The following is a 14,112-nucleotide window of genomic DNA, read 5'->3' as shown; positions in this document are numbered from 1 at the left end:
GGGTTACCATGTAGACGTGACGGTCAACTTGATGAGGAGGCGTCGATGAGACTCCTGGCCATCTTGCTTCTGCTGCTGTGCAGCGTTGCCGTGCAGGCCCAGTCGGAAGGTGAGCGGGTAAGGGCATGGACGCTGGAGGATCAGTTCGGCGATGACGTGATGATCGCCCCCGGCACCCGCTTGCTGCTGGTGGCCAGCAGCCGCAAGGCGGCCGACGTGGTTAACGAGGCACTGGAGGGGCTGCCGGAGGGTTTCCTCGAGTCGAACATGGCGCTTTACGTGGCCGATGTCTCGCGAATGCCCAAGATGATCACGCGCATGGTGATGGTGCCCGCGATGCGCTCGGCGTCCTACCGTGTTCTGCTCGACTACGATAGCAAGGTGGCGCCGGCGCATCTCGGCCAGGGCGACGAGGTATTGTGGCTTGGCCTGGAGGGGTTGGTGGTCGAGGAGCGGCGCACTTTCGATTCGCCGGAGGCCTTGCGCCAGGCCCTGGAGGCGTTGCCGAGATGAGCGTGATCGCCCCCGTCCTGATCGTAGTACTGACCGTGGTCGGCATGGAGCTGTTCGCCTGGTTTGCGCACAAGTACATCATGCACGGCTGGGGATGGGGCTGGCATCGGTCGCACCATGAGCCGCCCGGTTCCCCCGAGCGACGCGGCTGGTTCGAGAAGAACGATCTCTACGCCGTGGTGTTTGCCAGCATCGCCATCGTGCTGATCGCGCTGGGCACCGCGGGGAAATACCCGTTGCAGTGGATCGGGGCGGGCATGACCGCCTACGGCTTTCTTTACTTCGTCGCCCACGATGGCCTGGTGCACCAGCGCTGGCCGTTTCGCTACGTGCCGCGCCGGGGTTATCTCAAGCGGCTCTACCAGGCCCACCTGATGCACCATGCCGTGCGCGGCCGCGAGGGCTGCGTGTCGTTCGGCTTTCTGTTCGCGCCTCCGGTCGCCAGGCTCAAGCGCCAGCTGCGCGAGCAGCATGGCGGGCCGCTGGCTAGCGAGGACGCTGCCACAGCGACGCCGGACGCGGGGCAGGCGTCTCGCCGCGAGACGTGACGGCCATTCTCGCGCCCTGGGCCAGTAGCCTCACCTTCTCGGCCTTGCCTGTCGAGACCCGCCTGTCCCAGGCGTGAGGGCCGCGTCGCTTCACCTTGATGCCTATCTCCCGGTACACGCCGTGGGCCGTGGCGATCGCCCAGGCCGAGCGCAGCGGCAGGGCGGATAACCCGCCGCGTGCGGAGGCGTAATACGGCTCGGCGGCATCGACCAGGCGCGCCGCCAGTCTCGCCAGGGCGGGGCGGTGCGCCGGGTCGGCGACCTCGCCTTCGGGGATGCCGGCTTCGCGCAGCCACTCGGCGGGCAGGTAGCAGCGGTTCATCCCGGCATCCTCCACGATGTCGCGGGCAATGTTGGTCAGTTGGAAGGCCAGGCCCAGGTCGCAGGCGCGATCCAGCGTCGCCTCCTCTTTCACTCCCATGATGTGCGCCATCATGATCCCCACCACACCGGCCACGCCGTAGCAGTAGCGCAGGGTATCGTCGAAGCTGACGTAGCGGGTTTCGTCGACGTCCATGGCGAAGCCCGCCAGATGCTCCAGCGGGTAGCGCTCGGGGATGGCGTGTCGCTGTATCACGTCCTGAAAGGCGGCGAAGGCAGGTTCGCTCATCGCTTCCCCGGCGTAGGCGCGGCGGGTCAGGTCGCGCAGTTCGGCGAGGCGCTGACGGCCTTCCATGCCATGGCGGGCGTCGCTTGGCTCGTCGGCAAACCCCAACGACTGGCCGTCCACCACGTCGTCGCAGTGGCGGCACCAGGCGTAGAGCATCACGGCGCTGCGACGGGTGGCGAGGTCGAACAGCTTGGCGGCGGTGGCGAAGCTCTTCGAGCCGGCCTGGATGGTACGGTCGGCGTGAGCGGCGAGGGTCTCGTTCATATCCCTTCCAGCATCAGTCCGGCCGTCGCCTTGGCCGACCCGATCACTCCCGGTACCCCGGCACCGGGGTGGGTGCCGGCGCCCACCAGGTAGAGGTTCTCGATCCGGTCGTCGCGGTTGTGCGGGCGGAACCAGGCGCTCTGGGTGAGGATCGGCTCCAGCGAGAAGGCCGAGCCGAGGTGCGCGTTGAGTTCGTCGCGGAAATCTTCGGGCGTGAAGTGGCGACAGGTGACCAGGTGCTCGCGCAGGCCCGGTATATGGTGTTGCTCCAGGTAGTCGAGGATGCGATCGCGGTAGCGCGGCCCTTCCCGTGCCCAGTCGATGGGTGCATTGCCCAGGTGCGGTACCGGCGCCAGCACATAGTGGGCGCTGCCGCCGGGAGGGGCCAGCGAGGGGTCGGTCACGCAGGGGGCGTGCAGGTAGAGCGAGAAGTCGTCGGCCAGGGTCTTGGCGTGGAAGATCTCGTCGATCAGCTCGCGATAGCGCGGGCCGAAGCAGACGGTATGATGCGCCAGCCCGGGAGGGGGTGGCATATCCAGGCCGAAGTAGATCACGAACAGCGACATGCTGAAACGCTTGCCGGCTAGGCGCCTGGCCTCGCCGACGCCTCGCGGGTGGCCGCGCAGCAGGTGGCCGTAGGTATGCATCACGTCGGCGTTCGAGGCCAGGGCGTCGGTCTCGAAGCGACGACCGTCGGCAAGGTGTACCGCCGTCACTCGCTCCTGTTCGACCTCGATGCGATCCACGCTGGCGTTGAGTTCGAGCTTGCCGCCAAGCTCCTCGAACAGCGTCACCATCCCCTGCACCAGCGCGCCGGTGCCGCCACGCGGGAACCATACCCCCCATTCACGCTCCAGCGCATGGATCAGGGTGTAGATCGACGAGGTGGCGAAGGGGTTGCCGCCCACCAGCAGCGAATGAAAGGAGAGGGTCTGGCGCAGGTGCTCGTCGCGGACGAAGCGCGACACCATGGCGTAGACGCTCCTCCAGGCCTGCAGCCGAGCGAGCTGTGGCCCGGCGCGAGCCATGTCGCGAAAGCTGAGGAACGGCACTGCGCCGAGCTTGCGATAGCCCTCTTCGAATACCGCTTGCGAATAGGCCAGGAAGCGGCGATAGCCCTCCACGTCGGCGGGGTTGCGCTGGGCGATCTGCCGTTCGAGTTCGGCCTGGTCGTTGAGGTAGTCGAAGGCCGGGCCGTCCTCCCAGCACAGGCGATAGAAGGGCGTGACCGGCAGCAGCTCGACGTAGTCGGCCATGCGTCGACCGCTCAGGGCGAACAGCTCCTCGAGCGCGCTGGGGTCGGTGATCACCGTGGGGCCGGCGTCGAAGGTGAAGCCCTTGTCCTCATAGACGTAGGCACGCCCGCCGGGCTTGTCGCGCTTCTCCAGCAGGGTGGTGCGATAGCCACCGGTCTGCAGGCGAATGGCGAGCGCCAGGCCGCCGAAACCGGCGCCGATGACGACGGCGCGAGGAGAATCTGTCATTTGGCTGTCCTGATCTGATGAGGGGAGCCGAGCCGCGCGGCACGCAGGGCTTCGCCCATGGGCACAGGGGGCTTGCCGCTGACGATGCGCAACTTGTCCAGGGCGGTCAGTCGCTCGGCGTAGAAGCGTTGTATAAGAGGTTCCGGCAGGCCGTAGAAGCGTTGCATGACCCTCCAGCGCTGCTCGGGGCGCCCGGCCAGGAACAGCATGCGGTTGAGCAGGCGAAAATAGCCCTGGCGCCGCCACTCGCCGAGCGCCTCGCGACGAATGGCGTCGAACAGGGCCGGTGCGCTCAGGTCGTCAAGGCGGGCGATGCGATCCGCCAGGCGCACGGCATGGGGCAGCGAATAGCCGGTGGTGGGGTGGAACAGCCCGGCACGCAGGCCGCTGCGCGGCTGTGAATGAGCGTCGCGCCAGAAGGCCTCGACGTCGCCGGCCAGCGTGATGGGCAACACGCCGCTTTCCTCGCGCAGCATCGCCTGCACCTGCCAGCCGCTGGCGTATGCATAGTCGGCGATGTTGTCGCGAAGATGCTGCGGATCGAGCCTCCCCTTGTCGCCCCGGCCACGGTCGACCTGACTAGTGTCGACCTGGTTGCTATCAACATAATGCGTGTCTTCGATCAGCAGCGTGTCCCGGGTGAAGGGCAGCACGTAGACGAAGCGGTAGCCCTGGCCCTGGGCTACCGTGGCATCCATCAGGATGGGTCCCGAGAGACCATGGGGCTGCGTTAGCCTGAGTTCCTGGCCGAGAAAGGCCTGGTAGCCCAGCGCCAGATGCGGGCTCGTCGCCACACCGCGCCCATCGATCACCGCACTGGCATGCAGGGTGTGGCCATCCTCCAGGCGCACCTGGGTGGGGCCGAGCTGTGAGGCGCGCACCTCGACCCGCAGGGCATTGCCGAGCGTTTCGCGCAGCACGCGGGCGAAGTCCTGCGAGAAGATGCTGGCATAGCCACTGTGCAGGGTGCGCCGGCGCTGGGGAAATCGCACCTCGTGATGTGCCCAGCGACACCCTACCAGCAGGCCGATCCACTCCCACTGCGCGGGCGTGAGGTCGCTGTCGTGAAACGACCAGGTATGGTTGCCGCCCGGCGCAGCGTCCTGTTCGAGCAAGAGTACGTCGAGCTCGGGTCGGACCTGCTTGAGACGCAGCGCGATCAAGCCATTGGCCAGGCCGCCCCCCACCAGGATCAGATCGTGCCGGGCCGTCATGAGCGCAAGGCCTCCTCGACGATGTCCGCCGCCCGCGGCGTGCCGCCGGCGGCTTCGACTTCCTCTCCCAGGCGCGCCAGGGCGGTGGCGAAGCCGGTTTCCCCGAGCAATGTCTTCAATTTGCCGCTCAATGCGCGATGACCGTCGACGCGTGGCGAGGCGCGCAGCCCCACGCCGGCATGCTGAACGCGCGTGGCGACACCCGGTTGGTCGAAGGCTAGGGGCAGCACCAGCATCGGCGTGCGCGCCACCAGAGCATCCATCACCGTGTTGAGCCCGCCATGGGTAATCACCGCATCGGCGCGCGACAGTACGGCACGCTGTGGAAAGACGTCCGTCACCTGGATGGCTCCCTCCTGCAGGAGTCTCTCCTCCTGCCTGCGATCAAGGCCGCCGCAATGCGCCACCAGCAGCTGTACGTCCAAGGCAGCACAGGCCCGCACGATGCGGCGGAACAGCGCGAAGCGATGGCCTTGCAGCGTGCCCAGCGAGGCGAAGATCACGGGCTTGTCGGGGGACAGCCTTGGCTCCGTCTCCCACTGGGAGGTCGCCGAAGGGCGCAGAGGGCCGACATGGTGGAAATGCGCGGGCAGGTCGCGGCGGGGCAGCTCGAGGCCCGCTACCGTCTGGCTGATCTGGGCGTAGGGCGAGAGGCACTCATGCAGCCCGCTCCGCGGGGATAGACCGAGCAACGCGGCATGCCGGGCCACGGTGCGGCGATGCTTCGCCATGAGCAGGTCGTAGGTTCGCTCGCTACCGGCATAGACCTGCTGGTGCCGCTCGCTGCGACCATAGGCAAACGGCATCACCGGCAGCGGCAGGCCGGGCTCGCGATTGACCGGCAGGGCGCAGGCGACCGAGACGAAGGGCCGCCCGCTGGCCTCGGCCACCAGCCCGCCGGCCGCCTCCATCTGGTCGCAGATCAGGGCGTCGATGCCAAGCTCGTCGAGCGCACGGGGCAGCTCGCGACACAGCATGTCGGTGGTGTGGCTCAGGTCGGCGATCAGGCGGCGCAGCCCCAGCGGTCCGCCCGGCTGGGCCGCCAGGCGCAGGCTACGTGCCAGGGCACCAGGCGGATGGCTGGTATGACCCACGGCACTGAAGGAAACCTGAGGAGAGTCGAGCCAGCGGGCGGCCTCCTGCTGGTGCAGGAAGGTGACTCGGTGGCCACGTTCGATCAGCGCGTCCGCCAGGGCCTGCAGGGCGCGGAAGTGGCTGGGAAAGGGCGGTGCGACGACACCGATATGGCGTGCCATGTCAGGACGGCAGTTCGTCAGGCGGTAACAGCGGGGCACGGCGCAGCTCGGCGAGATTGGCGCTGCCGGTGCAGAAGCAGGCGATTCGCAGCTGCTCGATGACGACCTGGAAGTGCTCGATGACGGCCTCGGTCGAGTGCATGGCACTCTGCAGTACCGCGGCGGCCTGCGCCACCAGGTCGGCTCCCAGGCGGATCGCCTTGGCGACTTCAACGCCGTTGCGGATGCCGCCCGAAGCGATCAGCGGGGTATCCGGCAGTTCCCGGCGCACGCTCACCAGTGCCTCGGCCGTGGGAATGCCCCAGTCGGCGAAGGCCATCGCCACCCGTCGTGCACTTTCGTTCCTGGCACGCTCGCCCTCTACCTGGGCCCAGCTGGTGCCGCCGGCGCCCGCCACGTCGATGGCTGCCACACCGGCCGCTACCAGCGACTGTGCCACCGGGGCCGATATCCCGGCGCCCACCTCCTTCACCACGACCGGCACGTCGAGTGTCAGGACCAGGCGTTCGATGGCCTGCAGCACGCCGCTCCAGTCGCGGTCACCACCGGCCTGAACGGCTTCCTGCAGCGGGTTGAGATGCACGATCAGCGCATCGGCGGCGATCATCCCCACGGCGCGTCTGGCCCACTCGATCCCCTGGGGCTCGAGCAGTTGCGCTGCGCCGATGTTGCCGAGCAGCGGCACGTTGGGGGCGAAGCGCCGCAGGTCGTGGGTCAGGCCATGATCGGCGCCGGACTGCAGGGCGACACGCTGCGAGCCCACCCCCAGCGCAATTCCCAGAGCCTCGGCCGCCTCCGCAAGGTGATGATTGATCGCTGCCGCCCGGGTGGCGCCGCCGGTCATGGAACTGATCAACAGCGGGGCGCGAAGCGGCTTGTCGAACCAGGTCGTACCGAGGTCGATGGCGTCGAGGTTCATCTCCGGCAGGGCGCAGTGGCGGAAGCGATAGCGCGACAGGCCGCTCGATACCTGGGAAGCGGCCTGCTCCATGCCCAGCACGATGTTCAGGTGATCGTTCTTGCGGTGGACCAGGTCATCGTCGGCCATGATGTGCCTCCCGGGAAGCAGAATTGCCGAGCCGGAGCGTCTCGTCGAATCAGCGTCTATATTACTAGGATATAGTTCTTGTGCAACTCTTGTATAAGATCCTAGTCTAATAGCATGATGCGTCAACCAGCAGTATCCATGGCGTTATCTATAGCTCGTCTTGGCTGGCGCCTGAAGGAGAATTGCGCAATGAACCTACCCGTGCCACGTATCGACGGCGTTTCCCAGGGCCCTGATGAGTTCGACGAGCTTCGCGATCGCCTTGTCGTGCGACTGGAAGCGTTGCTGCCCATGGCGGAGGGCGAGGAAGATCCGGTGGGGCTCGCCATGCGGGCGTGCCTGCTTTCGCCGGGAAAGCGCATCAGGCCGATGCTGCTGGTGCTGGCCGGGCAGGGCTTGGGTAGCGATGGCTCAGCCCTGGTGGATCTGGGATGCGCCACGGAAATGGTCCATGGTGCTTCGCTGATACTCGACGACCTGCCCTGCATGGACAACGCCCAACTGCGACGGGGCCAGCCTACGATTCACCGCCAGTTCGGCGAGGACGTGGCGGTGCTCGCCGCCGTGGCCTTGCTGACCGAGGCTTTTCGCCTGGTAGCCTCGACGCCGAGTGTACCGGCCGAGGCGCGAGCGCAACTGGTCGCGAGGCTGGCCGATGCGTCGGGTATGCGGGGCCTGGTGAAGGGGCAGTATCGTGACCTGCACGCCGACCCGCGCCTGCGTTCGGCGCAGGCCGTGGCGACCACCAACGCGCTCAAGACGGGGGCGCTGTTCGAAGCCGCCATGCTCATGGCGGCTGTCGTCGCCAAGGCGGACGAAAGGGCCACGACCGAACTGAGCCTTTTTGCCCAGGCGCTGGGCCAGGCCTTTCAGCACTACGACGATCTCATCGACGAGAGCGGCGGCACTGGCAAGGATGCGGGGCAGGATCGAGGCAAGACGACGCTGATTGCCCTGCTCGGGGCGGAAACGGTGCGGTGGCGGCTCGGCAGCCAGCTGGAGCAGGCCGAGCGGCATCTGGCGGCGGTCTTCCCGCCGGAGCAGCCGATTCGGCGCTACGTCGAGGCGCTCTGCGTGCGGCTGATGAGTGCCACCTGAGGCGACGGCTCAAGATCTTTTCCCCTTGACCGCCTGATGCACCGGGGCTAACAACCGTTCGCTGAGTTCGGCGAAGCCGAGGCTGTCCTGGCGGGCTTCATAGAGCGCGGTAAAACTCGGCCAACGGTGGGCGAGATAGGCGTTGCGGCCCGCCTCACCGGCATTGAACGAATCGCCTTCGTAGGTGCTGGCGGCGGCGCGCCAGGCGTCGCTGGCGCGTTCGGTTTCCGGTGTTCCCAATTTGCTCAGCCACACGAAGGCGGTGTCGCAGGCCAGCGGCAGCGGCTGGCGCATGCCGGCCTGCCAGGTGCGGACGATCTCGCGCAGGTGCCCGCGGGCGCCTTCCGGCTCGAGGGGCAGCAGGGTGACGTGGCCGGCCTTGGAGAGCAGCAGGGTGGTCATGGGCCTGTCGTTCAGGTGCCCGGCCAGGTGCGCGACCCAGTGGCGCAGGATATGCGACCAGCGGTACTTGCCCTTCTTCACCAGGCTACTGCTGGCGAGCACCAGGCGGCAGCGCTCACCCGCTTCGCTTTCGCGCAGTTCGTCGAGCCAGTCTTCCAACGGCGGTGCACCGGGTACGTTGAACTGCACTGGCTCGGGTTCCTCCACCGCACGGGGCCATGCTGCCAGGGCTTCCTCGTAGGACTCGAACAGCTCCGACATGGGTTCGATGAGCTGGTCGCGCATGCGCTCGCCGAAGGCACCCATGGCCAGCACGCCTTGGCCCTGTAGCCGGTCGAGGGTATCGAGCATGGCGGTCTCGCGGGGCTGGCATTCGTCCACCGCGCGGCGCTGTTCGCGAATCAGCAGGTCCTGCAATTGCCAGTTGGCCAGGCCGTCCAGGGCGAAGGGTTCGTGGTCGAGGCTGACGATGTCCTCACGTTCGAGATGAACCTTGAGGCGGGTAGTGAAGAAGGCACGTGCCGGGTCGCGCAGGAAATTGCCGAGCTGTGCCAGCGTCAAAGGAGCTTCATGTGTGAACTCCTTGAGTTCTACGGCCGCTTCCGATGCCGCCGTTTCTCCATGCACCTCGCGCCACTCGTGAGCGTAGGTGAACAATCGCTGGGCCGAAATGCTGCGCTCGGCCTGCTGCACCTCGCTGGGAAAGTAGCTGCGGCTGAATGGCTGCAGCGGATGCTCGGTGGTGAGGGCTTCGAGCAGGTTGCTGCCGTCGGTCGTCTGCCATCCCGCTTCGAGATGATCGCGTAGCTGGCCGACCAGCACCGAGGGCGGTTTCTCGCTGTTGTCGACGATGCTGCGACCCACCCAGCTCACATAGAGCTGTTCGCGGGCGGAGAGCAGGGCCTCGAGGAACAGGTAGCGGTCGTCCTCGCGGCGCGAGCGGTCGCCGGGACGGTAGTCGCCGTTCATCAGGTCGAAGTCCATCGGCGGGTGGCTGCGCGGGTAGTCGCCGTCGTTCATGCCCAGCAGGCACACCCGCTTGAAGGGGATGGCGCGCATCGGCATCAGGGTGGCAAAGTTCACCGCCCCGGCCAGAAAGCGCTGCGACAGGCTTGGCTCGTCGATCTGGCTCAGCCAGTGCTCGCGCACTACCGAGAGCGGAAGCTCGCGGGTCAGGCCGGCCTCCTCGGCGCTCTCCTGCCAGCTCTGCAGCGCCTGTTCGAGCTGGGCCAGCATCAGGCTGTCTTCAGGCGCTTCCGCCAGAAAACTCGCCTCCAGCAGGGCGCGCAGGCGCTGCACCCAGCCGGCCACGTCGGTGGGTTCGCGCAGGCTGCGCCATTGATGTTCGAGAGTATCCAGCAGCGCGGCCAGCGGGCCGGCCAGCGCCGCTTCCAGCCCGCCGATGTCGTCGAAGGGCTCGATGCCCTGCCATGGGCCGCTGGCAGCCTCGCCCACGGCGTAGCCCAGCAGCAGCCGGCGCAGGCCGAAGGCCCAGGTGTTCTGCTCCATGCCGGCGGGCAGGTCGAGGCTGCCGCGCTGGCTGGCGTCGAGCCCCCAGCGGATGCCGGCGCCCTCAACCCAGCGACGCAGGGTCGGTACGTCGTCTTCCTGGATGCCGAAACGCGCACGCAGGGCGGGCACGTCGAGCAGGTCGAGCAGGTCGCTGACAGAGAGGCGCAGTTCCGGCAGGCGCAGCAGCTTCTCCAGCGCGATCAACAGCGGCTGGCGGTGGCGGCTGCCCTGGTCGGAGAGCGTGAAGGGAATGTAGCGCGGATCGTCGCGCTCGATCTGCCCCCTCGCATATTGACCAAAGACTGCCTGAACATGCGGCGCGTAGTGGTCGATGTCCGGCACCATGACGATCACGTCGCGGGGCTTGAGGTCGGGGTCGGCGCTGAAGGCGGCGAGCAGCTGGTCGTGCAGGATCTCCACTTCGCGCTGGGGGCTGTGGGTGGCGTGGAAGACGATGGAGTCGTCGCGGGCCGAGTCCACTGCCGGCCAGGTTTCGCGGGTCTCGTGCAGTGGGCGCAGCTCGCGGATGTCGTCCTGCAACTGCTGCAGCAGCCTGCCGTTGCCATCGCGCACGAAGGGCTCGAACAGGTCGATGCGCAGCGAGTCGGCCTTGAACAAGGCCTCGTACTGCTGGGCGTCGTCGTGCTCGTCGAGCAGGCGCAGGTAGTCGCGGCCCTGCTTGCCCCAGGCGGCGAGCAGCGGCTGGGCGTGCAGGTGCAAGGCGCTTTCGCCTTCTCCATCACCGAGTACATCGAGCCGCTCGGGCATGCCGGCCTTGCGCCGCTGGCGGAAACGCTGGGCGCGGAGCAGGTCCTTGTGCTCGATGATGTCGGCCCAGTAGTGCTGGCAGGGGTTGTGCACGCACAACACCACCTGGCAGCAGCGGGCGATGGCGGCCAGCGCCTCCAGCGCCTGCTGCGGTAGCGATGAAATACCGAACACCATCACCCGCCGCGGCAGGCCGGGTGGGCATTCGCCTCCATGAAGCTCGCGGGCGGCGTCAAGAAAACGGCGGTGCACCATGGCGCGGCTGGAGGCTACGCCGTCATCGCCCACGTCTTCGGCGACGCTTTTCACCACGGCCCGCCACAGGGCGGGCTGCCAGCGCTGGGTGTCGTCGAGCGGGCGGGCCTCGCCGCGGGCGGAGATCAGCACGTCCTCGCCGCGGGACCAGGCCTCAAGCCAGTCGGCGCGGTAGACCTGGTACTGGTCGAGCAGGTCGGCCAAGCGCTCGGCGAGCTGGTGATGCTTGCGCAGGTCGCTGTCGCCTTCGAGGAAACGGCGCAGCGGGGCGAACTCGTCGCGCGGCATCAGTTCGGGCAGCAGGCGCAGCAGCCGCCAGATCAGGTGCGACTTGTCGAAGGGTGAGGTGGCCGGCACCGCGTTGGGGTCGCCTTCCACGTGGTTGAGCACTGCGCGGTAGGCCTGCCACAGGAAGCGCGCCGGCAGGGTGACTTCGAGCGCGGCGGCGATACCGCTGCCGCCGTCGGCCTCGTCGGCAGCCAGCGCCAGCTTCATCCACTGGCCGATGCCGTTGCTCTGCACCAGGATGGTCTCGTTTTCCAGCGGCGCGAGCGGGTGGCGCTTCATCCACTCCACCGCCACGCCGCGCAGGTCCTCCAGGCGATTGCCGTGAACGACCATGAAGCCGGGGGTGAGCGTATTCTCCAGCGGGGCGGCGAGCGGCATGGCGGGTCCTTGCTGCGAACTTGAATACAGTTTTGCAGTTTTACAGGTTTAAGCTTTTACCGTCATGCGGTTCCAAGCCGAGACGCCTATACGCATAGGCGCTTGTCTGGCAGGGAGCGCTGAGGCATGGTCTGGAGATCGTGCATTGCACTTCTTCATCAGGGACGACCATGGCCTACGATCTCAGCGAACGCCTGGTAATCGGGCTGGCATCCAGCGCCTTGTTCGATCTAGCGGAGTCCGATCGGGTCTTTCGCGAGCAGGGCGAGGCGTCCTATCGCGTCTATCAGCGGGACAACGAGAACAAGCCGTTAAACACTGGCGTTGCCTTTCCGTTCATCAAGCGTCTGCTGTCGTTGAACGAGCTTAGCCCGGACAACCCGCCCATCGAGGTGGTGCTGCTTTCGCGCAATGATCCGGAAACCGGACTGCGCGTCATGAAATCCATCGAACACCATGAACTGGGCATAACGCGGGCCATCTTCCTGCAAGGGCGCTATCCCCACCGCTTCATCCCGGCATTGAACATCAGCCTCTTCCTGTCGGCCAATCGCCAGGACGTCGACCAGGCGACCCTGGCCGGGCATCCGGCGGGACAGGTGCTGTCGTCGGGCGATCTCGACCTGACCGACGAAGAGGAGCTGCGCATCGCCTTCGACTTCGATGGCGTGCTGGTCACCGACGAGTCCGAAACCATCTACCAGCAGCAGGGGATCGAAGCGTTCCGCGACTACGAGCGGGCCAATGCACAGGTGCCCGCGGAGGCGGGCTTGCTGGCCGTTTTCCTGCGCAAGCTGGCCCATATCCAGTTGCTGGAGAAGCAGCGCGAGGAGGAAACCCAGGGCGACTACCGTCCCAAGGTCAGGGTATCCATCGTGACGGCCCGCAACGCGCCGGCTCATGAACGGGTCATCCATACCATGCGCAGCTGGGGCGTGACCGTTAACGAGGCCTATTTCCTCGGCGGCATTGCCAAGGAGCATGTCCTCGGCATCATCAAGCCGCATATCTTCTTCGACGATCAGGCCTCCCATCTCTCGGCCACCAGCGACATCCTGCCGTCGGTGCATGTGCCGTTCGGGCAGCTCAACCAGGGCCTCGTTTCCGGAGAGGAAGAGACAAGCCGAGCTGTTCGCTCCCTGCCTGAAGAGAATTTGCCATGAGATTAGCGGGGGCCTGCCAAAAAACGACGAAGGGGGCCTAGGGCCCCCTTAATCAAAGTGCAAGCTGAAAGCTATTGCTTGCCTGCTTCTGCGTTGTGCTGTGCCGAATTGTCAGCGAGCACGATAGTGGAACTCCTGCCTTGAGATCAGCCCATCGTGGTTGCGATCCATCAGCACGAAGATCTCCGGTAGCGTGCCCGCCTGGGCTTCCTGCCGGGAGATATCGCCATCGCTATCCAGATTCAGCCGGTCGAAGCTGTCCTGGCCGGCTGTGTTGGAGGAGGCGAGGTGCGGCAGAACCAGGGGACCTTCGCCCTGTTCGGCCAGGGTGGCACCCGCGGCAAGGGCCAGTGCCAGGAGCAGTGCGCTTTTCAGAGTTTTCATCGTTTGATTTCCCTTCGAAAAGTAGGTTGATGACGTTGAGCCGGTGGATTGCTCGACCGCACCCGGGCTCATGCCGGGCTGGCCGTGGGGCGAACCACGATCTCGCTGGTGTCCACCTCGTCGGGCTGATTGATGACATGGGCGATGGCCGCAGCGATGGCGTCGGGCTTGAGCGCGATCTGACGGAAACTCTTCATCGCTTTGGCGGCGCCGGCATCGGTGATGGTGTCGGCCAACTCCGACTCCACCACGCCGGGATAGACGCAGGTGACGCGGAGCTTGTCGTGCTCCTGGCGCAGCCCGTCGGAAATCGCTCGCACGGCGTATTTGGTCGCGCAGTAGACGGCGGCGGTGGGCACCACATAGAGCCCGCCGATGGAGGAGATATTGATCACCTGTCCGCTGCCTTGGGCCTGCATGGTGGGAAGCACGGCGGCGATGCCGTGCAGCACGCCGCGGATGTTAACGTCGATCATGCGGTCCCACTCGTCGAGCTTGAGCGAGGCCAGGGGGGAGAGCGGCATCACGCCGGCATTGTTGATGATGGCGTCGATTCGCCCGTGGATCTCCAGCGCGGCATCGGCGAAGGCCTGCACGTCATCCCGCTGGGTGACATCCAGCGCGCGGTAATCCGCGCTGCCGCCCTCGGCGCGAATGGCTTGCGCCAGGGCTTCCAGCCTGTCGGTGCGGCGTGCACCGATGACCAGCCGGTGGCCGTGACTTGCCAGTAACCGCGCGGTAGCTTCGCCAATGCCGCTGCTGGCGCCGGTGAGAAGAATGACTTTGCTCATGGGATAGGCTCCGTATGGGTGGCTTGTGAGGACTTTCCCACCGAGCTCGCAATGAGCGATCCGTGAATTCCTGTGGTGGGAGCGTCGTTGGAACAAGCCTACGGAGGCGGCGCGGGTGCCGACAGAGCAAATCCTA

General features: G+C 66.6%; 12 protein-coding genes. 4 read left to right on the top strand and 8 right to left on the bottom strand.

The genetic code is table 11. The annotated features are described in order from the left end of the window. Positions 1-45: 45 nt before the first annotated feature. Complete coding sequence (locus KPL81_RS02605) at positions 46-513, top strand: FAD/FMN-containing dehydrogenase (protein ID WP_219790563.1); 468 nt, start codon at positions 46-48, stop codon at positions 511-513. Then, entirely contained in the window at positions 510-1,061 is a 552-nt protein-coding gene (locus KPL81_RS02600) for a sterol desaturase family protein (protein ID WP_219790562.1), read from the top strand. The genes KPL81_RS02605 and KPL81_RS02600 overlap by 4 nt, the downstream gene beginning before the upstream one ends. Here KPL81_RS02600 and crtB read toward each other — a convergent pair. From crtB to fni, 5 genes are read right to left on the bottom strand one after another with little or no spacing between them, the layout of a single operon-like run. Beyond that, positions 1,000-1,935 (bottom strand): 15-cis-phytoene synthase CrtB, encoded by a 936-nt coding sequence (crtB, locus tag KPL81_RS02595; RefSeq protein ID WP_219790561.1) that lies wholly within the window; start codon positions 1,933-1,935, stop codon positions 1,000-1,002. The two genes, KPL81_RS02600 and crtB, sit on opposite strands and share 62 nt — an antisense overlap. Further along, a complete protein-coding gene (locus tag KPL81_RS02590) occupies positions 1,932-3,419 on the bottom strand; it encodes a phytoene desaturase (RefSeq protein ID WP_219790560.1) in 1,488 nt (495 codons plus the stop codon). The genes crtB and KPL81_RS02590 overlap by 4 nt, the downstream gene beginning before the upstream one ends. Then, positions 3,416-4,633 carry a lycopene beta-cyclase CrtY gene (gene crtY / locus KPL81_RS02585; protein ID WP_219790559.1) on the bottom strand — a complete coding sequence of 406 codons (1,218 nt, stop codon included), beginning with the start codon at positions 4,631-4,633 and terminating at the stop codon, positions 3,416-3,418. The genes KPL81_RS02590 and crtY overlap by 4 nt, the downstream gene beginning before the upstream one ends. Further along, positions 4,630-5,889 carry a glycosyltransferase gene (locus KPL81_RS02580; RefSeq protein WP_219790558.1) on the bottom strand — a complete coding sequence of 420 codons (1,260 nt, stop codon included), beginning with the start codon at positions 5,887-5,889 and terminating at the stop codon, positions 4,630-4,632. Before KPL81_RS02580 ends, crtY begins: the two co-directional genes overlap by 4 nt. A 1-nt stretch (position 5,890) precedes the next feature. Continuing rightward, positions 5,891-6,937, bottom strand: a complete 1,047-nt coding sequence (gene fni / locus KPL81_RS02575) for a type 2 isopentenyl-diphosphate Delta-isomerase (RefSeq protein ID WP_219790557.1) — start codon at positions 6,935-6,937, stop codon at positions 5,891-5,893. A gap of 189 nt (positions 6,938-7,126) precedes the next feature. Here fni and KPL81_RS02570 point away from each other — a divergent pair, with 189 nt between their 5' ends. Further along, complete coding sequence (locus KPL81_RS02570; protein ID WP_219790556.1) at positions 7,127-8,035, top strand: polyprenyl synthetase family protein; 909 nt, start codon at positions 7,127-7,129, stop codon at positions 8,033-8,035. Positions 8,036-8,044: 9 nt separating this feature from the next. Here KPL81_RS02570 and recC read toward each other — a convergent pair whose 3' ends face one another. Then, positions 8,045-11,638, bottom strand: a complete 3,594-nt coding sequence (gene recC / locus KPL81_RS02565) for an exodeoxyribonuclease V subunit gamma (RefSeq protein WP_219790555.1) — start codon at positions 11,636-11,638, stop codon at positions 8,045-8,047. A 170-nt stretch (positions 11,639-11,808) separates the two neighbouring features. Between recC and KPL81_RS02560 the strand changes: the two genes are divergently transcribed. After that, positions 11,809-12,801, top strand: a complete 993-nt coding sequence (locus KPL81_RS02560) for a 5'-nucleotidase (protein ID WP_240549018.1) — start codon at positions 11,809-11,811, stop codon at positions 12,799-12,801. A gap of 111 nt (positions 12,802-12,912) precedes the next feature. Here KPL81_RS02560 and KPL81_RS02555 read toward each other — a convergent pair whose 3' ends face one another. Together KPL81_RS02555 and KPL81_RS02550 are read right to left on the bottom strand one after the other, a co-directional pair. Next, positions 12,913-13,185: an EF-hand domain-containing protein gene (locus KPL81_RS02555; RefSeq protein WP_219790554.1), complete on the bottom strand. Its 273-nt coding sequence runs from the start codon at positions 13,183-13,185 to the stop codon at positions 12,913-12,915. A gap of 68 nt (positions 13,186-13,253) precedes the next feature. Then, positions 13,254-13,976 (bottom strand): SDR family oxidoreductase, encoded by a 723-nt coding sequence (locus KPL81_RS02550; protein WP_219790553.1) that lies wholly within the window; start codon positions 13,974-13,976, stop codon positions 13,254-13,256. Between the last annotated feature and the right edge of the window lie 136 nt (positions 13,977-14,112).

Origin of the sequence: Billgrantia antri, assembly GCF_019430905.1 — a bacterium.
In the GTDB taxonomy this organism is placed as follows: Bacteria; Pseudomonadota; Gammaproteobacteria; order Pseudomonadales; family Halomonadaceae; genus Halomonas; species Halomonas antri.
The sequence above is the reverse complement of the archived record's forward strand: the minus strand, read 5'-3'. Positions and strand labels throughout refer to the sequence as shown.